25 protein-coding genes are annotated in these 23,511 nt (G+C 58.3%); 12 read left to right on the top strand and 13 right to left on the bottom strand.

All coding sequences use genetic code 11. The features are described from left to right. Positions 1–102: 102 nt before the first annotated feature. On the bottom strand, positions 103–696 hold the full coding sequence (locus HMPREF3138_RS23460; RefSeq protein WP_038877387.1) for a TetR/AcrR family transcriptional regulator: 594 nt from the start codon (positions 694–696) through the stop codon (positions 103–105). Positions 697–1,033: 337 nt separating this feature from the next. Between HMPREF3138_RS23460 and HMPREF3138_RS23455 the strand changes: the two genes are divergently transcribed. From HMPREF3138_RS23455 to HMPREF3138_RS23430, 7 genes are all read left to right on the top strand, one after another. Next, positions 1,034–1,921, top strand: a complete 888-nt coding sequence (locus tag HMPREF3138_RS23455) for a phytanoyl-CoA dioxygenase family protein (RefSeq protein ID WP_038877390.1) — start codon at positions 1,034–1,036, stop codon at positions 1,919–1,921. A gap of 334 nt (positions 1,922–2,255) precedes the next feature. Continuing rightward, positions 2,256–3,512 (top strand): PucR family transcriptional regulator, encoded by a 1,257-nt coding sequence (locus HMPREF3138_RS23450; RefSeq protein ID WP_181421354.1) that lies wholly within the window; start codon positions 2,256–2,258, stop codon positions 3,510–3,512. A 93-nt stretch (positions 3,513–3,605) separates the two neighbouring features. Continuing rightward, positions 3,606–4,973, top strand: a complete 1,368-nt coding sequence (locus HMPREF3138_RS23445) for an NAD(P)/FAD-dependent oxidoreductase (protein ID WP_038877394.1) — start codon at positions 3,606–3,608, stop codon at positions 4,971–4,973. A gap of 74 nt (positions 4,974–5,047) precedes the next feature. After that, entirely contained in the window at positions 5,048–5,710 is a 663-nt protein-coding gene (locus tag HMPREF3138_RS23440; protein WP_197698861.1) for a hypothetical protein, read from the top strand. Positions 5,711–5,833: 123 nt separating this feature from the next. Then, positions 5,834–6,160, top strand: coding sequence for a gamma-glutamylcyclotransferase family protein (locus HMPREF3138_RS23435; RefSeq protein ID WP_038877396.1), 327 nt, complete (start codon positions 5,834–5,836; stop codon positions 6,158–6,160). Between the two features lie 109 nt (positions 6,161–6,269). Further along, positions 6,270–6,413 carry a hypothetical protein gene (locus HMPREF3138_RS26785; RefSeq protein ID WP_016928795.1) on the top strand — a complete coding sequence of 48 codons (144 nt, stop codon included), beginning with the start codon at positions 6,270–6,272 and terminating at the stop codon, positions 6,411–6,413. 125 nt (positions 6,414–6,538) lie between these two features. Then, positions 6,539–8,071, top strand: a complete 1,533-nt coding sequence (locus HMPREF3138_RS23430) for a glycosyltransferase family 39 protein (RefSeq protein WP_038877399.1) — start codon at positions 6,539–6,541, stop codon at positions 8,069–8,071. Between the two features lie 180 nt (positions 8,072–8,251). Here HMPREF3138_RS23430 and HMPREF3138_RS23425 read toward each other — a convergent pair whose 3' ends face one another. Continuing rightward, positions 8,252–9,316 carry an aldo/keto reductase gene (locus HMPREF3138_RS23425; RefSeq protein WP_038877401.1) on the bottom strand — a complete coding sequence of 355 codons (1,065 nt, stop codon included), beginning with the start codon at positions 9,314–9,316 and terminating at the stop codon, positions 8,252–8,254. 97 nt (positions 9,317–9,413) lie between these two features. Here HMPREF3138_RS23425 and HMPREF3138_RS23420 point away from each other — a divergent pair, with 97 nt between their 5' ends. The 3 genes from HMPREF3138_RS23420 (at position 9,414) to HMPREF3138_RS23410 (ending at position 13,070) form a co-directional block, all read left to right on the top strand. After that, positions 9,414–10,319: a LysR family transcriptional regulator gene (locus HMPREF3138_RS23420; RefSeq protein WP_038877404.1), complete on the top strand. Its 906-nt coding sequence runs from the start codon at positions 9,414–9,416 to the stop codon at positions 10,317–10,319. Positions 10,320–10,437: 118 nt separating this feature from the next. Beyond that, positions 10,438–10,992 carry a flavodoxin family protein gene (locus HMPREF3138_RS23415; RefSeq protein WP_038877406.1) on the top strand — a complete coding sequence of 185 codons (555 nt, stop codon included), beginning with the start codon at positions 10,438–10,440 and terminating at the stop codon, positions 10,990–10,992. A gap of 629 nt (positions 10,993–11,621) precedes the next feature. After that, entirely contained in the window at positions 11,622–13,070 is a 1,449-nt protein-coding gene (locus HMPREF3138_RS23410; protein ID WP_038877558.1) for a GGDEF domain-containing protein, read from the top strand. Positions 13,071–13,076: 6 nt separating this feature from the next. Here the strand turns inward: HMPREF3138_RS23410 and HMPREF3138_RS27305 are convergent, their stop codons facing one another. Beyond that, positions 13,077–13,238 carry a YnfU family zinc-binding protein gene (locus HMPREF3138_RS27305; RefSeq protein ID WP_216636306.1) on the bottom strand — a complete coding sequence of 54 codons (162 nt, stop codon included), beginning with the start codon at positions 13,236–13,238 and terminating at the stop codon, positions 13,077–13,079. Between the two features lie 81 nt (positions 13,239–13,319). Beyond that, complete coding sequence (locus tag HMPREF3138_RS23405) at positions 13,320–13,799, bottom strand: cold-shock protein (RefSeq protein ID WP_038877408.1); 480 nt, start codon at positions 13,797–13,799, stop codon at positions 13,320–13,322. Positions 13,800–13,965: 166 nt separating this feature from the next. On the opposite strand from HMPREF3138_RS23405, the gene HMPREF3138_RS23400 reads away from it, so the two are divergent. After that, complete coding sequence (locus HMPREF3138_RS23400) at positions 13,966–14,475, top strand: VOC family protein (protein ID WP_038877409.1); 510 nt, start codon at positions 13,966–13,968, stop codon at positions 14,473–14,475. A 36-nt stretch (positions 14,476–14,511) separates the two neighbouring features. Here HMPREF3138_RS23400 and HMPREF3138_RS23395 read toward each other — a convergent pair whose 3' ends face one another. From HMPREF3138_RS23395 to HMPREF3138_RS23370, 6 genes are all read right to left on the bottom strand, one after another. Beyond that, entirely contained in the window at positions 14,512–15,339 is an 828-nt protein-coding gene (locus tag HMPREF3138_RS23395; RefSeq protein WP_038877411.1) for an amino acid ABC transporter ATP-binding protein, read from the bottom strand. Between the two features lie 9 nt (positions 15,340–15,348). Beyond that, the gene (locus tag HMPREF3138_RS23390; protein ID WP_004940038.1) at positions 15,349–16,236 is read right to left on the bottom strand and encodes an amino acid ABC transporter permease; all 888 of its coding nucleotides are present in this window, start codon (positions 16,234–16,236) and stop codon (positions 15,349–15,351) included. Between the two features lie 30 nt (positions 16,237–16,266). Continuing rightward, positions 16,267–16,794 (bottom strand): GNAT family N-acetyltransferase, encoded by a 528-nt coding sequence (locus HMPREF3138_RS23385; protein ID WP_038877413.1) that lies wholly within the window; start codon positions 16,792–16,794, stop codon positions 16,267–16,269. A gap of 9 nt (positions 16,795–16,803) precedes the next feature. Then, positions 16,804–17,724: an ABC transporter substrate-binding protein gene (locus HMPREF3138_RS23380; RefSeq protein ID WP_038877415.1), complete on the bottom strand. Its 921-nt coding sequence runs from the start codon at positions 17,722–17,724 to the stop codon at positions 16,804–16,806. Positions 17,725–17,750: 26 nt separating this feature from the next. Further along, on the bottom strand, positions 17,751–19,076 hold the full coding sequence (locus tag HMPREF3138_RS23375; RefSeq protein ID WP_038877418.1) for an LLM class flavin-dependent oxidoreductase: 1,326 nt from the start codon (positions 19,074–19,076) through the stop codon (positions 17,751–17,753). Positions 19,077–19,263: 187 nt separating this feature from the next. Next, positions 19,264–20,427, bottom strand: coding sequence for a M20 peptidase aminoacylase family protein (locus tag HMPREF3138_RS23370; RefSeq protein ID WP_038877420.1), 1,164 nt, complete (start codon positions 20,425–20,427; stop codon positions 19,264–19,266). Between the two features lie 346 nt (positions 20,428–20,773). Between HMPREF3138_RS23370 and cspE the strand changes: the two genes are divergently transcribed. Beyond that, positions 20,774–20,983: a transcription antiterminator/RNA stability regulator CspE gene (gene cspE / locus HMPREF3138_RS23365; protein ID WP_004940030.1), complete on the top strand. Its 210-nt coding sequence runs from the start codon at positions 20,774–20,776 to the stop codon at positions 20,981–20,983. 57 nt (positions 20,984–21,040) lie between these two features. Here cspE and HMPREF3138_RS23360 read toward each other — a convergent pair whose 3' ends face one another. The 3 genes from HMPREF3138_RS23360 to crcB all read right to left on the bottom strand — a co-directional run bounded on the left by HMPREF3138_RS23360 (position 21,041) and on the right by crcB (position 23,507). Continuing rightward, a complete protein-coding gene (locus tag HMPREF3138_RS23360) occupies positions 21,041–22,231 on the bottom strand; it encodes a multidrug effflux MFS transporter (protein ID WP_038877422.1) in 1,191 nt (396 codons plus the stop codon). Between the two features lie 6 nt (positions 22,232–22,237). Next, positions 22,238–22,834, bottom strand: coding sequence for a TetR/AcrR family transcriptional regulator (locus tag HMPREF3138_RS23355; protein ID WP_038877424.1), 597 nt, complete (start codon positions 22,832–22,834; stop codon positions 22,238–22,240). A 289-nt stretch (positions 22,835–23,123) separates the two neighbouring features. Then, positions 23,124–23,507 carry a fluoride efflux transporter CrcB gene (gene crcB, locus HMPREF3138_RS23350; RefSeq protein ID WP_004940022.1) on the bottom strand — a complete coding sequence of 128 codons (384 nt, stop codon included), beginning with the start codon at positions 23,505–23,507 and terminating at the stop codon, positions 23,124–23,126. Positions 23,508–23,511: the final 4 nt, after the last annotated feature.

The following is a 23,511-nucleotide window of genomic DNA, read 5'->3' as shown; positions in this document are numbered from 1 at the left end:
CACGGTGTATTAATCAACGGGGGGCAGGTCAGTATGCTCGTCGAAGGTTTGAATAGAAAGGGGGAGGCGCGAATAGTCATGCGGCAGCGCAGTACGGTTGATTCAAGGAGCGTTCTGGTAGCTGGCTATCAGCAGCTTGACGGCTCGGCAAGCTGTTTCGGTCTCTTTTTCCAGACGTTCAAGGTTGCCATGGGCTGACCAACTCAGCAACAAGCCGTCGAACAGATTGATCAGTAGATTGCTAATGGCGGTTAACGTGGCCGGTTTTAGTTCTGTAGCGGTAATACTCACGATCGCTTGCTTGGTCGCTTCGATAGAGGCGGTGTAAATTTTGTTTGCTACGTCCGGGTTGTTACGAAGATTCCAGAAGAACAATTCGAATTGCGTAGTTGCCAAGTCAGGGTTGGTAGTGAACCACCTGACCAGACTGCGTAGTATCTCTCCCACTGCTTCCGCTGTTGTCGAATTTTCCGGCATGTTCTGCAACGACTTCTGAGGCATGTTAATAAGAGACTCGTATACTGCACAGAACAATTCGTCCTTCGTGTGAAAGACATAGTGCAAGGAGGCTAACGGAGAACCTGCTGCCTCCGCAATACGCCGCGTAGTGGCATTAGCCACGCCATGTTCCGTAATCACCTTGATGGTGGCTTCAATAAAGTCCTGTCTCCGCTCTCTAGCACTTATCCGAGCCATTAAATGTTCTCCTTTTTTGATGTTGTCGCCAGCGAAGCTCTGGCTCCGTGGATAAGGAATACTATCGCAGGGTCAAGCCCCAATCCATAAATCGATGAAACCCCTTTGCTGACAGGCATGCTGCGTGCCTTTGTAAACCTGCGAGAAAAAACAGGCGAAAATTATCAGATCACTCAACTTGATCAATTGACCATGTTCGACAATGCTGAATTCTCCAGCTGGTCATCGCCGAATGGGGGTGATAGGGCGGGGACAAAAGGCGTCCTGGGCCGGCCATGTATGCGCTGGGTCTGGTTGCACAGGTTGCTAACTGAATAACCATAAAGGTAGACAGCATATGAATACACGAAAACTCTCGACGCTCAGTAGTGATGCATCGATCGATCAGGTGGTAGAAGTCATCAAGCGCGACGGCGGGGTCATAATTTCCGACTTTGTCTCACCAACAGTGCTGAAGTCTCTTGCCAACGAGCTGGACACTTACCTGAATGCCACACCTTTTGGCGTGGATCCCTACTTCGCGGGTACTCAGACTCGCCGTATCGCCCGCATAATCGGGCGAAGTGATACCGCCGTGGAGGTGGCACTCAATCCGCTGTTCATCGGTGCCGCCAGAAAGATCCTACAAACACCCACCCACGTTTGGGTCGGCAATGACCGTGCAGAGATCGAGCCTGATATTCAACTCAGCATTACTCAGGCTATTCAGATCGCCCCGGGCCAAGGCCGCCAGCCTCTGCATCGTGACGATGCCACGTCGCTCTGGCGCCATCCACAGTATGGCCGTGAAGCAAGGCTGCAAATGATGTTGGCCATTTCAGAATTCACCGAAGAGAATGGGGCAACGCGTGTCATTCCAGGGAGCCATCTATGGGATGACGAGCGTATGCCTACTCAAGAAGAAACTGTCGCTGCAGAAATGAAAGCAGGTTCCGCGCTGTTATGGATGGGCTCTGTGTATCATTGTGGTGGCTCCAATAATTCCACGTCTCCTCGCACTGGACTGACGATGGCCTACGATTTGGCGTTTCTGCGTCTTGAAGAAAATCACTTCCTTTCCATTCCCGTTGAACGCGTTCGTCAACTTCCTGCTGAAATGCAGCGTCTACTGGGCTGGAGTGCCAGTTCGACACTGCAGGGGTGGGTGGAAATCGATGGCCAAATGCGCGATCCCCAGGAACTTCTGACCATGTCGAACTTCTCCGAACCTGGAAAAGGGTTCTGACATAGACAACCCCATGGGGTAACCCATGGGGAGAGCAATGGCTTCCAACTAAAGTAAAGGCCCGGTCACCACGATAGCGGTAGCGTGGCCGTGAGTGCTGGTCGTCGAACCGGACGGGCTGATGGTAAATGACGTTTGCAGTAAAGCAGTTCACGGACGATGTTTTGCAGAGGCTGCGTTATTCAAGATCGACGGGACTGCTGTGTTGTTTTCGGGCCGTGTGTGGCACGCCCCATTCAGAATGAAAACTGTTCTGCTGTGCATGCCGGAGGGGGCTCTGTTGCCATCAGACCACCGCTATATTCGTGTACCTTTTGAGTGATTGGTATCGTCCATGACCATTACGTTGTCTGTTTCACTACGTCCGTCAGAAGCAGTTTGTGAACTCATGCGCAAAGGCGCCGAACTCGCTCAGACACTTCCAACTGAGTGGATCGAGCGTTTGAACCAGTCGCTTGCCGCTTCTCAAGAAGGTATGAGAATACTGGAGGACCCGGTCATGCTGGCAGCGTTCCGGCGCGCCAATCGGGCAGAATTGTTGCACTGGGCAAATGCGAATCTGCAGCGCCCCGGAGAACCCGTGCAACCCTACGTGTCTGCTGACATTCTGGACACGGCCCGAGAGCTGGTTCATAGGGGCGAAGGGGAGCTGCTGATGAAGATCGCCCGATCGACGCAAAACGCAGCTTGGGAGCTTTGGATGGCGCTTGCGTTTAACCTTACGCAAGATCCCATAGAGCTAAAGGAATTCCTCGAAGTTTCGTTGCGCTCGATCTCGACATTCATCGACAGCAACATGTGTACATTGACTCAAATTCTCCTGGAGGAAAAGAGAGCTCAGATCCATGAGGGTTCTATCGACAAACGCAGCCTGGTCAGCCGGTTGCTTGATGGTGGAAACGTGGATGTTGAGCAATTAGGCAGGCAACTGGGTTACAGTCTTTTTCAGCGGCACCGTGCCTGTCTAATCTGGAGCGAGATCGAGGATATGGATATTCGCCGACTGGAGACAATGGCGTATGCGGTGGCACATCTCATGGGTTCGACAGCTCCCCTCATCGTCTTCGCTGGCCCTGCGACCTTATGGGTTTGGTGCCATACGACAAAAGTATTGGATTTAAACGAACTGCAAGATATTGCTCGGCGTTTCCCAACACTACGAGCGGCCATCGGCTCACCGATCGCAGGAATAGGCGGCTTCCGCCGATCTCATCTGGAAGCCTTGACCACCCAGAGATTATTAGGGCGATTAACTGGTGCGCCGGCCGTTGCTACGATAGACCAGGTGAGGATGGTGTCCCTGATGACCCACGACGCCCGTGCGGCTAGGCAGTTTGTCTTGAGAACGCTCGGACGCCTAGCGACAGATTCTGTGGTACTTCAACGATCGCTGCATGCTTTCCTGGCCAACGGTTGTAATGTCACCCAGACCGCTGAAGCACTGCGTACGCATCGCAATACATTGCTGCGCCGCCTGGATCGCGCTCAGCATCTACTGCCTCTCCAGTTTGCCGACCACCGTATTCAAGTTGCAGCAGCCCTTGAACTGTTGATTTGGAATATCCCGCTGAATGACGAGGAAAGCAGATGATGAGATGAGCAGGGCACGTTCTTGCGGCTCACTCAGGGCTGTCTTGAGGCGACGCAGGATGGAAACAATAAGCGATATGCTGGGGGTTATATAATGAATGCAGGGAACAAAGCATCTTTTGGTGGCGTTGCACCATTGAAGTTTCGCAGCCTGGGGGGCTGGGTGGAGCCGCCTGCCGACCTACAGCCCTCGCTTGAAGGGGATGTGAAGGCTGATGTCATCGTGGTCGGTGCCGGATTTGCCGGGCTATCGACTGCGCTGGAGTTGAGGGCGCTGGGGGCGCAGGTCATCCTGCTGGAGCAGGAGTTCGCCGGCTTCGGCGCCAGTGGCCGCAATGCCGGCTACCTGCTGGGCAGCATGGGAATCGAGTACGAGATGTTCGTCAAGCGGTTAGGTGTGGCACAGGCGACGCAGTTCGTCAGGTTCTACGACGAGGCAGTGCCCTACGTGGAAGGTCGAATGAAAACGTTAGGTATTGACTGTGATTACAACCCGTCCGGTGTGTTGCGAGCAGGTATTCATCTCAGCCAGGAAAAACGCCTGCGGCAAAACATGGCATTGGGTCAAAAGTTAGGGGCAAAGACCCGCTTCGTGGACAGTTCCGAAATGCGGGCGCGGGGAATTCCGCCGGCCTTTCTTTTCGCCGCCGAGCAGTGTGGTGGCACGTTGAATCCTGGGAAGTATGTCGGCGGTCTGCGCCGTGCGGCTATCGAGGCGGGGGTGAAATTTTACGAGCGCACGCCATTGCTCTCCTTCAGCGAGGGTTCGAGCATTGTCTGCAAGACTGCGCACGGTAGTGCGACCGCTCCGGTAATGGTATTGGCGGCCAATGCTTACCTCCCCCAGCTAGGCGTGCTGCGCAACAAGGTTGCAGCGATTCGGGTGTCGGCGATAGAAACGCAACCGCTCTCGCCGCAACAACTTGCTGCTCTGGGATGGCAGGGAAGAGAGGGGATCATCACGCCGCACTATACCATGGAGAGTCACCGCCTGACGGCGCACGGCACCATGGTATTGACTGTCAAGAAGTTGGGCTATGCCTATGGTTCAAAGACGCCCAACATCCCCGATCAAGGTGCCTATGTGGCATTGGAACAGGTACTACGCGCACGCTATCCGGCCTTGCACGACCTAGGTATCAAGCATTGTTGGAGTGGTTATGTCAGCGGCGCCTATGACTTCCTGCCGGTACTCGGCGCAATGGGCGAAAAACAAAATATTTTCTATACCGCCGGTTGCTCGGGCCATGGACTCGGCACCCAATCGTTTATCGGCTTGCTTTTGGCCAAGCAAATCAACGGCAGGACGCCAGAGCTGTTGGCTGCGTTGCACCACAAGACGCCATCCATGCTGCCTGAGCCCTTGCAGTGGTGCGCCATACAGTCCGCGTTTGCGGCGGCTAAGTTGATGGATGACTGGATCGATAGGAAAGTACGTAAAGATATTGCCATAAAAGGCTGATTGCATTTGATGTCGTTGCCCTTGGTTCGTGACGGCGGAGCAACGACGTAACTCTAGTGACAGAGGCTGTTATCGTGGAATTAATAGATATATTCGCGTTGTTCTCGTGTGTACTCCTGGTGGTGTGCGGTTTGTATTATGGTGCGGCATTTGTCAGGCGCAAAAACTACCTGCTTGGCGTGGAATTTTTGATAGTTGGTATTTCCGCGACAAACTTTACGACCTTCATCGCTACCGGCTGGCAAACCAACTACGATGTTGCCATTTTTCTTGATGCCTTTTCCCGAGGTGTCGGTGTGCCGATTGTTGGAACGCTTGGCTTGATGGCCGTGACGCATGGCTACAAGCCGTCGCCGGCGAAGGATTTCATCTTGTTCTTGGCCGCTTTCAGTGTCACGGCTATTTACTTCCTGTCGACGGCATTCAAACCGTGGCTGCCCTATTTTTATGTGCTGATGTGGGCGCTGTACACATTGTATCTGCTGTATTTCATTTGGTGTCTGGTGCGTGCCGGCGAATTCCTGCATGCGCTGGCGACTCTGCTGGGGGGGGGCGCAGGGGGGACGATTGCGCTGAAGTATGACTTCTTCCCGATCCTGGGAGATGGCACGAAGATGGTCTTTATGACCTGTGCCTTCCTTACTTGGTCTTACATGATGGCGCAGTTATTCTATGCTTATTGCGCACTTCAGCGCTCAATGAAAACCTCTACGCACACTATGGTTCATTCTCGTTGACGCGTACCGGTTTGTTGAATCAATTAGATCTGGAATGAGCCGTGTAAAAGGCCATTGCTTTCTGGCAGGGGCTGTACAGCACTCTGAGTAAAGACTTTTTTTCAGTCAGTGGCAGAGTGAAAAATGCAAAGTTTATTCGTATACGGCACCCTGGGGACGGGCAGACCCAACGCGCACATTATGGAAGCCATCGGCGGCAGCTGGGAAGAAGGCAGCGTTGGCGGATCGCTGCTTAACGAAGGCTGGGGCGCCGAGATGGGCTACCCAGGCATCGTGTTGGATAACAGCGGCAATCGGGTGAATGGTTTTCTGTTCCGTTCAGCTAATCTCGTCAACCACTGGCCGACTCTCGATGCGTTCGCAGGCGAGGGGGATGAACGGGTAGCGGTCAGCGTCACCACCGCCGGCGGCGAAACCGTCGATTCGTTTATCTACATGTTGAAGAAATGATCTGAAGCCGCCTCGCCGAGTGGGTGCGAGGCGCATGACCCGCCGGCAATTGAACCTTCGTTTATTTTGCCGCGCTACAATAGGCGAAAATTTCCCCATGGAGCCTATCGTGCGCAAATCCAGATTCCTGCTCGTGACCTTGCTGTGCCTGTGCGCCGCCGCCGTGCTGTACGTGATGGCTTACCGGGCGCTGGGGCATTACCTCAGCGACGGCGAGAAGGCCTACCCGGATATCAGCGTTGAAATCCGCTGAGAGTCGTGCGGCGCCGCGGTGATTGCGCCGACTTTTTCGCACTGATTTACCCGCCATTTACCCGCCGTCGGCAATGATGACGCTGCGTCTCCACACTGTGTGGTTCTCTTGGGCGGAATGCGGTTATGTCACTGCAACAGGTTTCGAATGTCTCTTTGAGCAACAACGGCTTAAAGGGTATCAGTTACAAACATTACGCGTTGGCGATCGTGGCGTTTTCGGCGATCGTGCGGTTTATTTCCTTAACGGATCGGTACTTTTGGTGCGATGAGGCCTCCAGCGTGCTGACCAGCCGCTATGATGTGGGCGCTTTGCTGTACCACGCCTCCTTCGACGTTCACCCGCCGCTTTATTATCTGTTGCTGCATGGCTGGATGGTTCTGTTTGGCGACGGCATCATGGCCGCCCGTTCGCTGAGCCTGGTGTTCGGCGTGGTGACGGTGGCGCTGGCAATGCGCTTTACCCGTTGGTTGGCCAACGAGCGGGCGGCGCTGATAGCGGGATGGCTGATGGCAATCATGCCGATGGCGGTGCGTTACAGCCAGGAGGCGCGCATGTACGCGCTGATGGGGATGCTGGCGATTGCCGCCGCCATGGTGCTGGCGAAGTGGCTGAAAACGCCGGATAACCGCCGCTATCTGGCGCTGTATGCGCTGTTGATGACGCTGAGCTTTTATACCCATTACTTCACCATTTTCACGCTGATCGCCCACTGGCTGGTGGTGTTGGCGCTGTCGTGCCGCCGTGAAGGCGTACGTTACATCAAGCAGCCGGCGTGGTGGCTGGCCAATGTGGCGATCGGGGTGGCCTACATTCCCTGGCTGCTGGTGCTGTTCAATCTGCTGGCGCATATCGCCGAACTGCGGGTCGGCGGCGACGTCGGTTGGATCCCTCAGGTCTCCTGGGGCGATCTGCCGGCAATGTATTGGCGTTTTCTCACCAGCCATGACGGCAGCAACTATCCCACGGCGATTCTCTGGCTGCTGCCGGCGATGTTTATCGCGTTGTGCGCGCTGCTGCTGAAACGGCGCGCGATGCCAAGGACATTCTCGCTACTGCTGCTTGGCGGCATTCTGATCCCGGTGACGCTGGTATTCGCCATTTCCTGGCGCACGCCGCTGTTTGTCGATCGCTACCTCTATTCCGCCGCGCTCGGCATTCCGCTGGTGTTGGGCGTGTTGATCGCCGGAATGAAAAGCCGGGTGCGCGGGATCTCTTTGCTGTTGTTCTTCAGCCTGCTGTTCGGCTGCGGCGTGCGTAACGACTACCCAGTCGAGAAAGATGAGTTCAAGGTGATGGTGCACTATATCAACAGCCACTATCAGCCTAACGATGCGGTAGTGGTCAGCAACATGTTTAACTACCTGAGCTACGTGTATTACAACAAGAAGGGCTATCGCGCCTTGCTGTATACCCCGGCCAGGCCCAACGGCATTTCGGGCAAGCCCAATGCCTATGGCTTCGGCACCTTTTTCCACGATCGGGCGGCGCAGACCTATGTCGATAAGCTCAGCGATTTATCGAAAGGCCATCGCCGGGTCTGGCTGGTCAGCGGCGGGGATTTCAATCAGGACTTCGGCCGTTCGCCGCCGGGATGGGTCAATACCGCCACCTTCAAGAGCGGCGGTTTCGAATCGCGCCTGTTTGTGGTGCGTTGAGCGAAATGTCATATTTCCCATTCGGCGTTACATCTGGCCGAGCAAACTTACGCGGGGATGACAGTTCTATACATTGGGATTGGTACTGTAGCTCTACCCGATGATGTTGTGTGTTATCCATTCCCTGTAGTGTATTACCCCATCCCTGTTAAGTTTATCCCGCCTTGCGCGGGATTTTTTTTATCTGCGCCGGGCGAGATGCACGCTGCCGGTCATGATGTTGCGTGTGGCTGGCAGGGCGAGAAAATCGTGTGGGAATCCCAGCTCGATGGCGCTGAGATCGTCCAATCGTCGCCAATGATCTTCCGCCAGCGCCACCTTCAAGGCGCCGAGGTTATCTTCCAATTGCGCCAGGGTTCGGGCGCCGACGATCGGCGCGGTGACCGTCGGGTGACGCAGTGTCCAGGCCAGCGCGATTTGTGATGGGGAATATCCAGTCTCATCAGCTATCTGGTTGACGGCGTCGGCGATATCAAGATTGTGTGCGTTCAATGTCCCCTTGGCTCGCACGGCTTCACGCCGAGAGCCCGCTTCATCGGGCGACGGTTGCAGATCCTGCCGCCGGTATTTGCCGCTTAATACGCCGCCGGCCAGCGGCGACCAAGGGATCACGCCCATCCCCAATTCTTGCGCCATCGGCATCAGCTCGCGTTCGACGGTGCGCTCCAGCAGACTGTACTCGATTTGCAGAGCGATCAGCGGCGACCAACCACGCAGGTCCGCCAGCATTTGCATTCTCGACGCCTGCCAGGCGGGAAGGTCCGATACTGCTACATACAGCACTTTTCCGGCGCGTACCAAATCGTCCATGGCGCGCATGATCTCTTCCACCGACGTGGTGAAATCCCAGGCGTGCAGATAGAGCAGGTCGATGTAATCGGTATTGAGCCGTTGCAGGCTTCCCTCCACCGTTCGCAGCATGCTTTTGCGATGATTGCCGCCGGAATTGGGATCGTCCGGCTGCATCGGCAGGGTGTATTTGGTGGCGATCACCAACCGATCGCGGCGCCCGGCGGCGAATTCCCCCACGAAACGTTCGGCGCTGCCCTCGGTATAGCGGTTGGCGGTATCGATAAAGTTGCCGCCGCGTTCGACATAAACGTCAAACAGACGGCGAGCCTCGGCCAGTTCGGCGCCCCAGCCCCAGTCGGCGCCGAAGGTCATGGTGCCCAGCGCCAGCGGTGAAACGCGCAGGCCGGAACGGCCCAATAAACGATAGTGATCCAGCGATAGTGACGTGTTCATAGGCATTCTCCCGTGTAGGTAGCGTCTACGGTAGCGCCCGCAGGTTGTTTAAGGAATGCACTATAATCTTCATGAATTATTAAGGAGGGAGAGCAGAATGAGGGGCAGTGATTTCGCCGAGTTGCGCGCCTTTGCCGCGATTGTTGAGCATGGCGGTTTCGCTCGCGCCGCTGCACATTTGGGGATGTCCGCTTCGGCGCTCAGCCAAACGCTGCGCAACCTGGAGGAACGTCTGGGTGTGCGTTTACTGAATCGTACCACTCGCAGCGTGGCGCTGACTGAAGCCGGAAGACAGATGTTGGCGCGCCTGACGCCCGCGATGGCCGAGATTGACGCGGCGGTGGCACAGGCGGTCGAGCAACGCCAGAACCCCTCAGGTCTTTTGCGGCTTAATGTAACCCGCGTGGCGGCGTTACATTTTCTGGCGCCTTTGATCGCGCCGTTTCATCATCAATATCCTGATATTACGCTCGATCTCAATGTTGAGGAGCGGTTGGTGGATATCGTTGCCGGCGGTTTTGACGCCGGCGTGCGGCTGCACGAGAAACTGGCGAAAGATATGGTGGCGGTCAAGCTGGGCGGGGAGGTGCGGATGCGTGTCGTTGCTTCACCGGCGTATTTGGCGCGTCACGGCCGGCCGTCAACACCGGGCGATCTGCATCGACATCGCTGCTTGAATTACCGCTGGCCGACCAACGGCAGTTTGTATCGTTGGGAGTTTGAGTGCGACGGTGAAAAGCAGGAGATCGCCGTGGAAGGGCCGGTGATAGTCGATGAGCCGGAAGTCTTGGTGCGGGCTGCGATGGATGGGGCTGGCATTGCCTACCTGTTTGAGCAACAGGTTGCCGCCGGTTTGGCCGATGGCCGGTTGTTGCCGCTGCTCGATGCCTGGACGCCGCCGTTCCCCGGTTTCTATCTGTACTATCCGGCAAACCGCCAAATGCCGCGCCCGCTGCGTGCTTTTATCGACTTCGCCCGTCAACAGGCAGAGCAGGGCGCATAACGCGATTTTTTTGAATAACACCGTCAGTTTTATTCGGTATTCAGCCGCTGCGCGCTTGATTAGATTGAACGCGAGAGGGGCGCCGTCGGCGCCTTTGTGCAATGAGTGGAGAATTTCTATGGCGAAGACAGTAGTGGTGTTTCATTCCGGCTACGGCCATACCGAGCGTTTGGCGAAAGTGGTGGCGGAAGGCGCCGGGGCGGCAGCACTGATCGCCATCGACCAGAACGGTGATATCAGCGACGAAGCCTGGCAGGCGCTGGATGAGGCGGACGCCATCATCTTTGGTTCGCCAACCTATATGGGCGGCCCATCCTGGCAGTTCAAGAAATTCGCGGACGCCAGCTCCAAGGCCTGGTTCGGCCGCAAGTGGCAGGACAAAGTGTTCGGCGGCTTTACCAACAGCGCCAGCCTGAACGGCGACAAGCAGGTCACGTTGATCGCGCTGCAGACGCTGGCTTCGCAACATGGCGGCCTGTGGGTCAGCCTGGGGCTGCTGCCGGCCAACACCAAATCGGCGCAGCGCACCGACGTCAATAACCTGGGCGGTTCGGTGGGGCTGCTGGTGCAGACCCCGGCGGATGCCGGCGTGGATGAAATGCTGTCGGGCGATCTGGCGACCGCCAAGCTCTATGGCCAGCGCGTAGCGGGTTTTGCCGCCAAACTGGCGTAAGGTCTCCCGTGCAGAGAGGGCAGCGACGCGACTGAACGGACGCCGCGTTCATTTTCTCTGCACAATTGGCGTGTAAGCCGCGAAATGTTATTAGCCTGCTTGGGCTAACAGTGCATTTCGTACAAATATTCCCGGTTCCTAGGCCGGGTTTTTTGTTGCTAAGGTCTGCTTAAGCTTTCACCGCTATACTGCGCGGCAGCACAGGCATGCAACGTATGGCTGTGTCGTAACTGTCGATTTGCTGTTGTTCAAGCAAGCCCGCGCTATGCGGGCTTTTTTGGGGTTGTTATTGCACGGGCGGCCCAGTTGCAGGAAAATAATCGCGTAGTTATTCAAACATCATTCAACGACCAATAACCACAAGCTTATTAATGTAATTAACGCCGGCGGCGGCCTATTACGCTATGCGCTATGCTGACAGCAGAGTCGGCATTATTTGCTGACGCTATGCGGGTGAGCCCGCCGCGGTCGCATCAGGCTAAGAAAAGTCTGTTAATTAAATGTTAACGTTTTTTATTATTGATTTGTCTGGCTTTTTTGGTTGAAATCCGAGTTGACTATCCCTCACTGGCCGGGCGAGAGAGTATGCACATTATTATTCTGGTTATTAGCGAAATATGGGCGAGGCGATGAACGTCAGAATAAACGCCAGGCATGGCCTGCCTCTGACGGTTCAGCTGATCAATCTTTTCATGCTGGCCTTTTTACTTTCTCTGGTGGGTATTCTTAGCCGGCCGATTGGTTCGCTTTCTTTATTTTGGCCGGTGAATGCGATTCTGCTCGGTCTGCTGCTGCGCAAACCCGTTTACGCCACGCCGCTCGGCTGGCTTACCACTTACCTGGGCATGGTCGCCGCCGATCTCAGCACCGGCGAAGGCTGGTCCCTGGCGCTGTGGCTGAACGCCTGCAACATGTCGCTGATCGCCGTCGGTTACGGCATCATGCTGATGCTGCCCCAGTCGCAACGGCGCATGGGCAAACCCCAGGCGATACTCTATATGTTCAGCGCCAGTCTGGCCGGTGCGGCGGTGGCGTCGACGCTGTCGGTGCTGCGCAACGACAGCCTGTACAACAACACGGTGGTGGTCGCGTGGCTGGCCTGGTTCAGCGAGCAGTTCTCGACGACCTTGCTGCTGTTGCCGGTGCTGATGGCGGCGCCGCGGCTGAAGCAGCTGTTGCGCATACAGGTGCGTTGGCGTTTGAAAGGCTGTCTGCCTCTGCTGGCGCTGCTGCTGTCGCTGATCTTCAGCGTCTATATCGGCGGGCCGGGCGCTATCGCCTTCCCGATCCCGGCACTGCTGTGGTGCGCGGTGCGTTACCAGCTGTTCCCTGTAACGTTGCTGACGCTGTTGACCGGCATGACCGAGATCAGCAGTATTTCCGCCAACCTGGTGCTGTACGAAACGCCGAACAACCACAACGCCTTCCTCGACACGCTGATGTCCGCCCGCTTGGGCATCGCCATGTTGGTGATGGGGCCGCTGATCCTCGCCAGTTCTATCGCCGCCAACCGCAAGCTGATGCGGCGTCTGGAGCACAGCGCCAACCACGATTTTCTGACCGGGGTGCTGGCGCGCAGCGCGATGACGCGCAAAGCGGGCGAGCTGCTGGAGCACAAGCACCGCTCCAAAGAGGCGGTGTCGCTCCTGCTGATCGACATCGACCATTTCAAGCAGATCAACGATACGCACGGCCACAGCGCCGGCGATCAGGTTTTGGCGTCATTTGCGCACATCGTACGGCGCGAGCTGCGCCACGATCAGCTGTTCGGCCGCTTGGGCGGGGAAGAGTTCGCCATAATGCTGCCGCGTGCGCTGGCGGCACAGGGCGTGGCGCTGGGGGAACATCTGCGCCGGCTGGTGGAGCAGGCGGAACTGCAGGCGGAAGGCAAGCAAACGTTGAAAATTACCATCAGCGTCGGCGTCGCCAGCCTGGCGATGAACGAGGTGAAATCGCTGGAGCAGCTGATGAATATGGCGGATATCGCGCTGTATCGCGCCAAATCGCAGGGGCGTAATCGGGTGGAGTCGTTCAATGTGGTGAACGGCAACAGCGTCGAGCATATCCTGTTCCGCTAACCGTTTTCAGCCTTGCCTGGGCTCGAAGCGGGTTTCGCAATTAGGGCAAATCAGTATCACGTCTTGCAGCATTGCCGCGCATTTTTGCCGGGTAACATAGCCGCATTTAGGGCAGACGATTTGGGTGGAGCGGTTGATAAAACCTTTAACGCTGATGGAATCGGACATATCAATAGCCTGTGTCAGGTGAAAACTCACGCTAACACAGGCGACGACAAATTTCGTTGGTTATTTTCTGTACGCAGAAGCTTACAGGCTTTTCAGCGCCTTGATGGTCTCATCCATGTCGATCTCGTGCTCGGAGAAGGTATGGGTGGTGTTCTGGAAAGTGGTAATGGTCAGCATGCGCAGCGTTTGCATGGTCTGCGCCTGGTCTTCTGACTGCGGGCGAATGCGGTTCATCAGCAGGCCGACCGACAGCACGGTGTTCTCTTTATCCACGTCGGCTTTGACCGGCACTTCCTTGGTGAAAGTATTGAAAGACTTGATGCTGGCGATCTTGATTCTTTCGTTGGCGATGATGATGTATTTGCTGGGCGCCAACACTTTGACCGCATAAGCCGACGGGCCTTTGGTGTTGTTGGTCGGTTCGAAGGTCACCGCCGCATTTTTCTTAATCAGCTCCGGGTTCTGCACTTTAATCACGTGAAAATAACGATTTTCTCCGTTCTCGTCGGTAATAAAGCCGAAGCCTTTGTCTTCAAAAAAAGTCGTTATCTTGCCGTTCATCGCTATTCTCACAAAAGGGTTCTATACAGAGCTTATGATAGCGCGGAATGCCTTGCAGCGACAGATTGCGCGGGCGGCATTTAGTCATGCGATAACGGCATTTAGCGGCTTTCTCCCCACATGCTATGTTCATGCTGACTTCATTCAATGCGAAAAAGGAATAGCGATGGGCATCAAACGTCTCAATCACGCCGTGCTGTATGTCAGCGATGTGCGGCAGAGCGCCGACTTTTATCATCAGGTGTTGGGGTTCAAGCTCAAGCCGTCCGACAGCCCGGATCGGGCGGTGTTTACCCAGGCCGCCGATTCGGACAACGATCACGATTTGGCGCTGTTCAGCAAGAACCTGGGCCAGCAGCGCGCCGGGGTCTTTCGCGCCAACAACGAGCCGCCGGCGGAGCATGAGCCACCGGCCGGGCTGTACCATCTGGCCTGGGAAGTGGATAGCCTGGAGGAGCTGGAGCGTATTCGTCACCAGCTGGCCGAACGCGGCATTCTGGGGCTGGAAGAGGATCACGGCGTGCACAAAAGCATTTATGGCCACGATCCGGACGGGCTGCTGTTCGAGGTGACCTGGTTTATTCCGCCGGCGTTGCTGACCGACGAGGACAAAAACCAGCAGGGGATCCGCCCGCTGGACTTCGCCGCCGAGAAACGGCGTTTCGCCGGCCGGTAAGCGGCTCGGGTACGGGGCGCCGCGGCGCCCTGACGATCACAGCACTTTGTTGAGAAAGTTGACGGTGCGCGGATGCTGCGGCTGAGCCAGCACTTGCTTGGCGTCGCCCTGCTCGACGATTTGCCCGTCGACCATAAACACCACCCGATCCGCCGCTTCGCGCGCAAAGCCGATTTCATGGGTGACCACCACCAGCGTGACGCCCAGATCCGCCAATCCCTTTATCACGTCCAGCACTTCGCCGACCAGCTCGGGATCGAGCGCGGAGGTCGGTTCATCGAACAGGATCACCTTCGGGTTCAGCGCCAGCGCGCGCGCGATGGCGATGCGCTGCTGTTGGCCGCCGGAGAGGTGGCGCGGGTAGGCGTCCGCCTTATGGCGCAGCCCGACCGTATCCAGCAGCTCATAGGCTACCGCTTTCGCCCGTTCACGGGAGTGGATCTTGTGCACCACCGGCGCTTCGATGATGTTTTCCAGCACCGTCAGATGCGGGAACAGGTTGAAGTTTTGGAACACGTAGCCGACGTTGATGCGCTGCCGGAGGATGGCCTTTTCCTTCAGCTCGTACAGCCGGTTGCCCTTGCGGCGGTAGCCGACGTAGTCGCCGTCGATGCGGATAAACCCCTCGTCGACGCGCTCCAGATGGTTGATCGCCCGCAGCAGCGTCGATTTTCCGGAGCCGGAAGGCCCGAGGATCACGGTCACGGTGCCCGGCTGCAGCGTCAGGCTGACGTCGTCCAACGCCTTGTGTTTGCCGAAGAACTTGCTGACGTTGCTGATTTCGATCAGGCCGCGCGCCGGCACCGGGGTGAGGTTGCGTACCGGCTGTTCGGGCAAGGCGTAATAATCAATGGCTTCAGACATGCGGGTCTCCTAACGTTTTAGCCAGCCGGCCAGTTTCTGCCAGGGCGTCGGCGGCAGTTCGCGCACCGCGCCCCGGGCGAAATAGCGTTCGATGTAGTATTGGATCACCGACAGGGCGGTGGTGATGAACAGATACCAGACGGTGGCCACCATCAGCAGCGGTATCACCTGCTGGGTGCGGTTATAGATCACCTGGATGGTGTAAAACAGCTCCGGCAGCGCCAGCACGTAAACGATTGAGGTGCCTTTCGCCAGACTGATGATCTCGTTGAATCCGGTCGGAATAATGGATCGCAGTGCCTGCGGCAGAATGATGCGGAAGGTGCGGCGATAGCCCGGCAGGCCCAGCGCCGCCGCCGCTTCGTGCTGGCCGTAATCCACGCCCAGGATGCCGCCGCGGATGATCTCGGCGGTATAGGCGGACTGCACCAGCGTCAGGCCCAGCACCGCCACGGCGAACTGGCCGAGAATGTCGATGGTCGGATAGCTGGCGAACACCACGGAGGTGAAGGGAATGCCCAGCGAGATGGCGTCGTACAGGTAGGAAAAGTTGTACAGGATGATCAGCACCAGAATCAGCGGCAGCGAGCGAAACAGCCAGATATAACCCCAGGCCAGCGACGCCAACAGGTAAGAGCGCGACAATCGCGCCAGCGCCAGCAGGGTGCCGAACAGGATGCTGAACAGCGTGCCGAGCAGCGTCAGCAGCAGGGTTTGCCCCAGCCCAGCCAGCACCGCCGGCGCGAAGAACCACTCGGCGAACACGCCCCATTCCCAGCGCGCGTTGCCCGCCACCGATTGCACGATGGCAGCCAGAATAAACAGCGAAAACAGCGCGCCGATCAGCCGCAGCGGATAGCGGGCGGGCACCACTTTCAAGACTTCTTGTTTGGACATGTCATGTCTCCTGATACAGATAAAGGGGCCTTAGGCGATTTTCCTTTCCGACGCGCAACAACACGCGCCCTCTGCAATCAGGCTTTTGCGGAACGGCAGGCGGCCATCGTAGGGTGGGCGGCTGTAAACCTCGCTGTCGACGGTGGGATCGAACTGCGGCTGATACCCGTTGCTCAGATACAGGCCCACCGCTTCGGGCTGGCGAAAGCCGGTGGTCAGATAGAGCCGGTGATATCCCTGCGCCAGCGCCAGCGTTTCGAGCTGCTGCAACACCCGCTGTGCCAGGCCCTGGCGACGCAGATCGCCCCGCGTCCAGATGCGCTTCAGCTCGGCGGTTTGTGCGTCATAGCGTTTAAAGGCGCCCATGGCGATCGGCGCACCGGCGCGCAGCAGCACGATGAAGGCCCCCTGCGGCGGCGCGTACAGATCCAGCGGTTCCGGTTCCTGGTCACCAAAATAGTCGCCGTAACGCCGGCGATATTCGCCGAACAGCCCCTCGATTACCGGGGCGATCAGCGGGTCGGTCGGCAGCGTCTGAATGAAGGTGTCTTGCGTCATCGCGCGCTCCTAATCGCCCAGGCCGGGCGGGTTGATTTCCGACTGCGCAAGGCGTTCGACGCTCTCGCCCCAGCGGTTGAGCACCCGATCGTACTGCCCGCCGCCGATCGCGCCGTTCAGCGCTTCGTTCACCGCCTGCACCAGGCCGTTGCCTTTACGGGTGGTGACGGCGATGTGTGCCGCCTTGGGCCAACCGCCTTCCACCGTGCCTGCCAGCCGGGTGCGGCCGTTCAGCGCCGCTTTATAGGCGCCCAGCACGTTCGGCCCGAAGTAGGCGTCGGCCCGGCCGGATTGGATCGCCAGCGTGGCGGCTGCATCGTCGGTCACGTAGATTGGCTGGAAAGGTTTAAGCCCCTGCTGCCGATTCTGCTTGTCCCATGCCAGCAAGATGGCTTCCTGATTGGTGCCGGAGCCGACGATAATTTTTAATCCGGCGATATCGGCAGGCTGTTTGATCGTCGCGATCTTGCCGCCGGTTTTGACATAAAAGCCGAGCGAGTCGATGCGGTAGGTAGCGAAGTCGAAGCGGGTTTTGCGCTCTTTGGTCACGGTGACGTTGGTGATGGCCGCGTCATACTTGCCGGAAACCACCCCCAGCGGCCAGTCTTCCCACGAGGTTTGCACCACGTTAAGCGTTAGGCCCAGGCTGTCGGCCACCAGCTGAGCGATATCCACCTCGCTGCCGATCAGCCGCCGGTTGTCGGCGGCGAACAGCGCCAGCGGCGGCGTGTTGAGCGCGGCGATCGCGACGGTGAATTGGCCCGGCTTCACGAAGTGGAAATCGGCCGGCAGTTTGGCGATCGCCTGCGGGTTTTTCGGCGCGTGGATCGGGGTTTCATTGGCCTGCAAATCGATGCCGGTGCCCGCCTGTGCGGCGCCGGTCAGGCTCAGCAAGGCCGCCACGAGGGCGGCAGTAACGGTTTTCTGCATAGCGGGTATCCCTGAAAGCGATCTTATCATTGGGTGAATCTGTTCAGCGGGCGCTTCAGGCCCAGGTGCTCGCGCAGCGTGTCGCCGTGGTACGCCTGGCGGAACAGGCCACGCTGTTGCAGGACGGGCACCACCCGATCGACGAAGTGGCCGAAGGCGTTGGGCGTACCGCCGCTGATGATGAAACCGTCGGCGGCTTTGCCGTCGAACCAGCGCTGCAGACCGTCCGCCACCGCTTCCGGCGTGCCGCTGAACACCGGGCGCGGCGAGGCGGCTTCCAGCGCCACCTGGCGCAGCGTGAGGTTGCGCTCGCGGGCGCTGCGCTTGATGGCGTCGGTGGTGCTGCGAAAGCTGTTTTGCCCCAGATCGCCGATGTCGGGGAAGGGCGCGTCCAGCGGATGGCGGGCGAAGTCGTAATGCTCGAAGTAGCGGCCGAGGTAGTTGAGGGCGTTCTCGATGCTGACCAGGCGGGCGGTTTCCTGGTACTGGCGCTCGACGTCCGCGTCGTCGTCGCCGACGATCACGCTGACGCCCTGGAAGATGCGCAGATCGTCCGGTTCGCGCCCCTGTTCCACCAGCTGTCGCTTCACGTCCTGATAGAAATCCTGTGCCTGTTCCAGCGTGTCGTGATGGGTGAAGATCGCATCGGCGTGTTGGGCCGCCAGCCGTTTGCCGTCTTCGGAGGCGCCGGCCTGGAACAGGATCGGGCGCCCCTGCGGCGTGCGGCCGATGTTCAGCGGCCCCTGTACAGAGAAGAACTCCCCCTGGTGATTGAGAGTGTGCAGTTTGCCGGTGCGGAAGAATTCGCCGCTGGTCTTATTACGCACGAAGGCGTCGTCTTCCCAGGAGTCCCACAGCCCTTTGGCGACGTCGAGAAATTCGCCGGCAATGCGGTAACGCAGGCTGTGTTCCGGGTGTTCAGTGCGCGAGAAGTTTTTGGCCGAGCCTTCCAGCGGCGACGTCACCACGTTCCAGCCGGCGCGGCCGTGGCTCAGGTGATCGAGGCTGGCGAACTGGCGGGCGACGGTGAACGGATCGCTGTAGGAGGTGGAGAGGGTGCCCACCAGGCCAATTTTATCGGTGGCGGCGGACAGCACGGCCAGCAGGGTGAGCGGTTCGAAACGATTAAGAAAATGCGGAATGGATTTTTCGTTGATATATAACCCGTCGGCGACGAAGACGAAATCGAATTTCCCCTGTTCGGCTTTTTTCGCCGAGGCGATATTAAATTCGAGGTTAATGCTGGCGTCGGCGGTGGCGTCCGGGTGGCGCCAGGCGGACATATTTCCCGATGCGCCATGCAGAATGGCACCCAGGCGCAATTGCCGTTGATTATTCGCGTTGTCGCTCATCGTGATTATCCTGTCATGCGCCGCAGAGGCGCGCGGTGTTTGATGGGTCCACTATTGATGAGCGGCGGCGGGATGTAAAACAACAAAACAGCATATTCAAATGTTGAAAATTGCAAATATCACGGCGAGCGAAATAATAAGGCCCGACGCGGCATGTGCGGCGTCGGGGAAATACTATTTTCATTATTCAGGCGTTGCTGAGGGCTTTTTCCGGCGCGGTGGTTAATTGTTGCAGCGTGCGTTCCGCCAGCAGCGTGAAATATTGCGCCGCAGGGAACAGGGCCCGTTCATCGGGATTGAAACGCGGATGATGCAGGCCGAACTCGCTGGCGGAGCCGATGCTGACAAATACCCCCGGTACATGATGCAGATACAGCGCGAAATCTTCACCGCCCATCTGCAACTCCGCCTCTTCGACCCGGTAGCCGGCCTCGGCGGCAACGGTTTTGCTGAACGCCGCCCAATGCGGGTCATTGATCACCGCCGGCGGCCCCGGCTGCCAGCGGAGTTCGGCCTGCGCACCCAGCGCGGCGGCTATGCCGTCGATTACCTGGCGAATCTTGTCCGGCATCTGGCGGCGCACCGCGTCGCTGTGGGTGCGCACCGTGCCTTCCAGCTCCACGGTTTGCGGCAGCACGTTCCAGGTATTGCCGCCTTCGATGCGCGTTACGCTCACCACCAGCGATTCCAGCGAGCTGAAGCTGCGGCTGGGCAGCGTCTGCAGGACGCCGACGATCTGGCTGGCGGTGACGATGGTGTCGACGCCCTGTTCCGGTTTGGCGGCGTGCGCGCCCTTGCCGGTGATGAGGATCTGGAAGCGATCGACGTTGGCGTAGAACGGCCCGGCGCGGGTGGCGAAGGTGCCGGTGGGCAGCTCCGGCGCATTATGCAGGCCAAACACCGCGGCGACATTATCCAGCGCGCCGGCGTCGATCAGGTGCCGGGCGCCGTTGAAGGTCTCTTCCGCCGGCTGGAAGAAGAGGCGTACCGTGCCGGGCAGGTCGGCCTCACGCGCTTTCAGCAGGTGTGCGGCGCCGAGCATCACTGAGGTATGAAAGTCGTGGCCGCAGGCGTGCATCACGCCGCGGTTTTGCGAGCTGAAGGGCACGTCGGCGATTTCGTCGATCGGGAGAGCGTCAATGTCGCCGCGCAGCGCGATGATCGGCCCCTTGCCGCTGCCGATCTCTGCCACGACGCCGGTTTTCAGCGCCAGCGGCAGCAGGCGAATGCCCGCTTCTTGCAGCCAGCGCGTCAGTCGGGCGGTGGTGGCGAATTCGTGATTGGAAAGCTCCGGGTTTTGGTGCAGCTCACGCCGATAGGCGATGATTTTGTCTGCCAACTGGCTGGTCATAGGCTTGGCTCACAGTGGGAAATAAACCCTAACCCTAGTGCAGCGGCCGCCGAAGCAAAAAGACCATCTGGTTATATTTCATAGCGATTGCGTCTGCACGGGAGCGTCAACGCTGGGGGAAACGGGCGAGTTTGGGCGTTCGCTCGTTGTTCGCCGGTGGGTGGAGAGGATTGACCTGGCACGGTAACTTATCGCAACCGGTGCAATCAATTTACACCGGACAACACGGATTTTTTCACTCTTTATCGGATTTCTGTGATCGCGGTGGTGGACAAAATCCTGCCTGCTTGCTGTACTGTAATAGACACAGGTTTTGTGTCTTTCATTCACGTTAAAGGTAAGTTTGATGTCTAAGATTAAAGGTAGCGTTAAGTGGTTTAATGAATCCAAAGGCTTCGGTTTCATTACTCCGGAAGATGGTAGCAAGGACGTTTTCGTTCACTTCTCTGCCATCGTTAGCAACGGTTTCAAAACGCTTGCTGAAGGCCAGCGTGTAGAATTTGAAATCACGAACGGTGCCAAAGGCCCATCTGCCGCTAACGTTACTGCTATCTAAGCTGCGTAGCTGAATTTCTTAAAACCCGCTCATTGAGCGGGTTTTTTATTGGGCGCGTTATGCCTCGCTGCGGCGGCCTAACAGGCTGAACAGCAGGATGGCGACGGCGTAGCAGCCGACGATGGTCAGCGCCATCGACAGGCTGGACGTGCCGCCCAGCCCGGTGAGCGGCACGGCGCAGGCACCGAGCGCGAACATGCACACGCCGATCAAGGCCGACGCGCTGCCCGCTTTGTCACCCTGGCTTTGCATGGCCAGCGAAGAGGCGGTTGGGCCGACGATGCCGATCACCGCCACCGAAAAGAACAGCGGCACCAGCAACACCACCAGCGGCGCATGCAGCGCGGCGGCCAACAGCAGCAACAGCGATGCGACGGCCGCCAGCGTTAGCCCGCTCTTCAACACGCGACGCTCTCCCCAACGCGAACTGAGGCGGCTGGCCAGCTGCGCCGCAATGATCAGCCCGACGCCGTTAATGGCGAAGCACAGGCTGAACATCTGCGGGCTGAGGCCGTAGATCTGCTGCAAGACGAAAGGCGAGGCGCCGATATAGGCGAACATGCCGGCCATCACGAAGCCCTGTGTCAGGCACAGGCCCATGAAATAGCGCTGGGTCAACAGACTGCCCAGCGACATCATCATCGCCAGAATGCCGCCCTGGCTGCGGCGCTCGGCCGGCAGGGACTCGTGCAGTTTCAGCGCCGACAGGCTGAACAGCAGCACGGCGATGGCCGCCAGCACGCCGAAGATGCCGCGCCAGTTCATCACCTGCAGCATAACGCCGCCCAGCACCGGCGCGACGATCGGCGCCAGGCCGTTGACCAGCATCAGCAGGGCGAAGAAGCGGGTCAGCTCATGGCCGGCATACAGATCGCGGGCGATGGCGCGGGAAATCACCGCGCCACCGGCGCCGGCGATGCCCTGCAGCAGGCGTGCGATCAGCAACTGGTCGATGGTGGGCGCCAGCGCGCACCACAGCGAAGCGCCCAGCAGCAGGATCAGCGACAGCAACAGCGGGCGCATGCGGCCCAGTTTGTCGCTGTAAGGGCCGAAAATCAGCTGGCCGACGCCCAGGCCGAGCAGCCCGGCGGTCAGGCTGAGCTGCGCGGCGGCGGTGGAGGTATTCAGTTCGCCCGCCATTTCCGGCAGGGCGGGCAGATAGAGATCGGTGCACAGCGGCCCCAGCGCGGCCAGCAGGCCAAGCACGACGGCGTACACCAGACGTTGTCTGGCTAAGTGTTTGGTCATGGGAGATTAGCGTTTCCTGAACAGGTGAGAAATGGCCTGCTGATACAGATCGCGCAGCAGGGACGCATCGGCTTTTTGCGTGGTAAGGATGCGGTAACCGGTGCCTTCACTCATGACGGCGATAAACTCCACCCGCGCGGCGATCTCTTCCGCGCTGAAATGGGGATACAGCCGCTGCAGGTTGTGGCACACGTGGCGAAACAGCCGCGCTTCCGCATCGCTGAGCATTTTGGCTACCACCGGGTTGCGCGTGGCCTCGGCGGTCACTTCCAGCATCAGCATGTGATCGGTTTCGCTCTCGCCCGGCTGCTGAAACAGCGTGCGCGCCGCCAGCGTGCCGGCGATCAGGTTGATGTGATCGCCAAGGTTTTCCAGCCGCTGCATCTTGCTGGCGATGATGCGGTTGACGATTTCCTCGATAATCGCGTCTTTATTGGCGAAATAGCGATAGATTTGCCCGACGCTGAGCTGCGAGCCCTGGGCGATTTCCGCCATGCTGGCGGCGTGGAAGCCGTGGCGGCGGAAGCTGGTTTTCGCCGCTTCGACGATCTGATCGCGGCGGGCCTGCACCTTGGCCTGTTTACTGTCGTTGGGGGAGAGCATTTGCCCGATCCTTTGCTACGCGTGAGCCGGGTTCACATTTTTGGGTGTGAACGTTCATTCTCAATTGTAGTGTAGTCGGCCGGAAAGACGCAAGATGAACGCGTGCTGTGGGGAAAAGGCGCTTAAGCGAACAGGTAGGATTTGATAAAGGCGGCGACGATCAGCACACACAGCGCAACGGCAATCGCTTCGGCGGCGGTTTTCGGCAGGCTAAACATAGCGGTTTCTCATCCAGTCAGAAGTACTGGATGAGATTATGCGCATGCAAGATTAAGGAAACATTAAGGGCTTAGCGCCCGTTGACCCACATCACCAGCATGAAAGCCAGCAGCGTCATCGCCAGCGAGCCGGCCAGGTTGAGCAGCATGTTGGCCAGCGCCCAACCGAAGCGGCCATCCTGCATCAGGTACACCACCTCCAGCGAAAAGGTGGAGAAGGTGGTCAGGCCGCCGCAGAACCCAGTGGTGATCAGTAATTTCCAGGTGGGGTCCAGATGCGTCATGCGGGTGAAAATCGCCATCGCCAGGCCGATGATAAAACCGCCGATCAGATTGACCATCAGCGTACCGAGCGGAATGTGGGCGTTCAGCGGATTCATTTTCATGCTTACCGCCCAGCGCAAAACGCTGCCGACGCCGCCGCCGATAAATACGGCCAGTAAAGAGCTCAACATGGGG

Origin of the sequence: Serratia sp. HMSC15F11 (assembly GCF_001808215.1) — a bacterium.
GTDB classification, from domain to species: Bacteria; Pseudomonadota; Gammaproteobacteria; order Enterobacterales; family Enterobacteriaceae; genus Serratia; species Serratia nevei.
Note: the sequence above shows the minus strand (reverse complement) of the source record. Positions and strands in the feature narration are given on the sequence as shown.

What these genes read in the sequence shown, in the direction of transcription:
- HMPREF3138_RS23425 (WP_038877401.1), bottom strand. Translation starts at nt 9,316, where the DNA reads ATGAACACGTCACTATCGCTGGATCACTATCGTTTATTGGGCCGTTCC.
- HMPREF3138_RS23430 (WP_038877399.1), top strand. Translation starts at nt 6,539, where the DNA reads ATGTCACTGCAACAGGTTTCGAATGTCTCTTTGAGCAACAACGGCTTA.
- HMPREF3138_RS23355 (WP_038877424.1), bottom strand. Translation starts at nt 22,834, where the DNA reads ATGCTCTCCCCCAACGACAGTAAACAGGCCAAGGTGCAGGCCCGCCGC.
- HMPREF3138_RS23460 (WP_038877387.1), bottom strand. Translation starts at nt 696, where the DNA reads ATGGCTCGGATAAGTGCTAGAGAGCGGAGACAGGACTTTATTGAAGCC.
- HMPREF3138_RS23435 (WP_038877396.1), top strand. Translation starts at nt 5,834, where the DNA reads ATGCAAAGTTTATTCGTATACGGCACCCTGGGGACGGGCAGACCCAAC.
- HMPREF3138_RS23410 (WP_038877558.1), top strand. Translation starts at nt 11,622, where the DNA reads ATGAACGTCAGAATAAACGCCAGGCATGGCCTGCCTCTGACGGTTCAG.
- HMPREF3138_RS23370 (WP_038877420.1), bottom strand. Translation starts at nt 20,427, where the DNA reads ATGACCAGCCAGTTGGCAGACAAAATCATCGCCTATCGGCGTGAGCTG.
- HMPREF3138_RS23405 (WP_038877408.1), bottom strand. Translation starts at nt 13,799, where the DNA reads ATGAACGGCAAGATAACGACTTTTTTTGAAGACAAAGGCTTCGGCTTT.
- HMPREF3138_RS23380 (WP_038877415.1), bottom strand. Translation starts at nt 17,724, where the DNA reads ATGCAGAAAACCGTTACTGCCGCCCTCGTGGCGGCCTTGCTGAGCCTG.
- HMPREF3138_RS23400 (WP_038877409.1), top strand. Translation starts at nt 13,966, where the DNA reads ATGGGCATCAAACGTCTCAATCACGCCGTGCTGTATGTCAGCGATGTG.
- HMPREF3138_RS23385 (WP_038877413.1), bottom strand. Translation starts at nt 16,794, where the DNA reads ATGACGCAAGACACCTTCATTCAGACGCTGCCGACCGACCCGCTGATC.
- HMPREF3138_RS23375 (WP_038877418.1), bottom strand. Translation starts at nt 19,076, where the DNA reads ATGAGCGACAACGCGAATAATCAACGGCAATTGCGCCTGGGTGCCATT.
- HMPREF3138_RS23390 (WP_004940038.1), bottom strand. Translation starts at nt 16,236, where the DNA reads ATGTCCAAACAAGAAGTCTTGAAAGTGGTGCCCGCCCGCTATCCGCTG.
- HMPREF3138_RS23445 (WP_038877394.1), top strand. Translation starts at nt 3,606, where the DNA reads ATGAATGCAGGGAACAAAGCATCTTTTGGTGGCGTTGCACCATTGAAG.
- crcB (WP_004940022.1), bottom strand. Translation starts at nt 23,507, where the DNA reads ATGTTGAGCTCTTTACTGGCCGTATTTATCGGCGGCGGCGTCGGCAGC.
- HMPREF3138_RS23360 (WP_038877422.1), bottom strand. Translation starts at nt 22,231, where the DNA reads ATGACCAAACACTTAGCCAGACAACGTCTGGTGTACGCCGTCGTGCTT.
- cspE (WP_004940030.1), top strand. Translation starts at nt 20,774, where the DNA reads ATGTCTAAGATTAAAGGTAGCGTTAAGTGGTTTAATGAATCCAAAGGC.
- HMPREF3138_RS23415 (WP_038877406.1), top strand. Translation starts at nt 10,438, where the DNA reads ATGGCGAAGACAGTAGTGGTGTTTCATTCCGGCTACGGCCATACCGAG.
- HMPREF3138_RS23450 (WP_181421354.1), top strand. Translation starts at nt 2,256, where the DNA reads ATGACCATTACGTTGTCTGTTTCACTACGTCCGTCAGAAGCAGTTTGT.
- HMPREF3138_RS23420 (WP_038877404.1), top strand. Translation starts at nt 9,414, where the DNA reads ATGAGGGGCAGTGATTTCGCCGAGTTGCGCGCCTTTGCCGCGATTGTT.
- HMPREF3138_RS23395 (WP_038877411.1), bottom strand. Translation starts at nt 15,339, where the DNA reads ATGTCTGAAGCCATTGATTATTACGCCTTGCCCGAACAGCCGGTACGC.
- HMPREF3138_RS27305 (WP_216636306.1), bottom strand. Translation starts at nt 13,238, where the DNA reads ATGTCCGATTCCATCAGCGTTAAAGGTTTTATCAACCGCTCCACCCAA.
- HMPREF3138_RS23455 (WP_038877390.1), top strand. Translation starts at nt 1,034, where the DNA reads ATGAATACACGAAAACTCTCGACGCTCAGTAGTGATGCATCGATCGAT.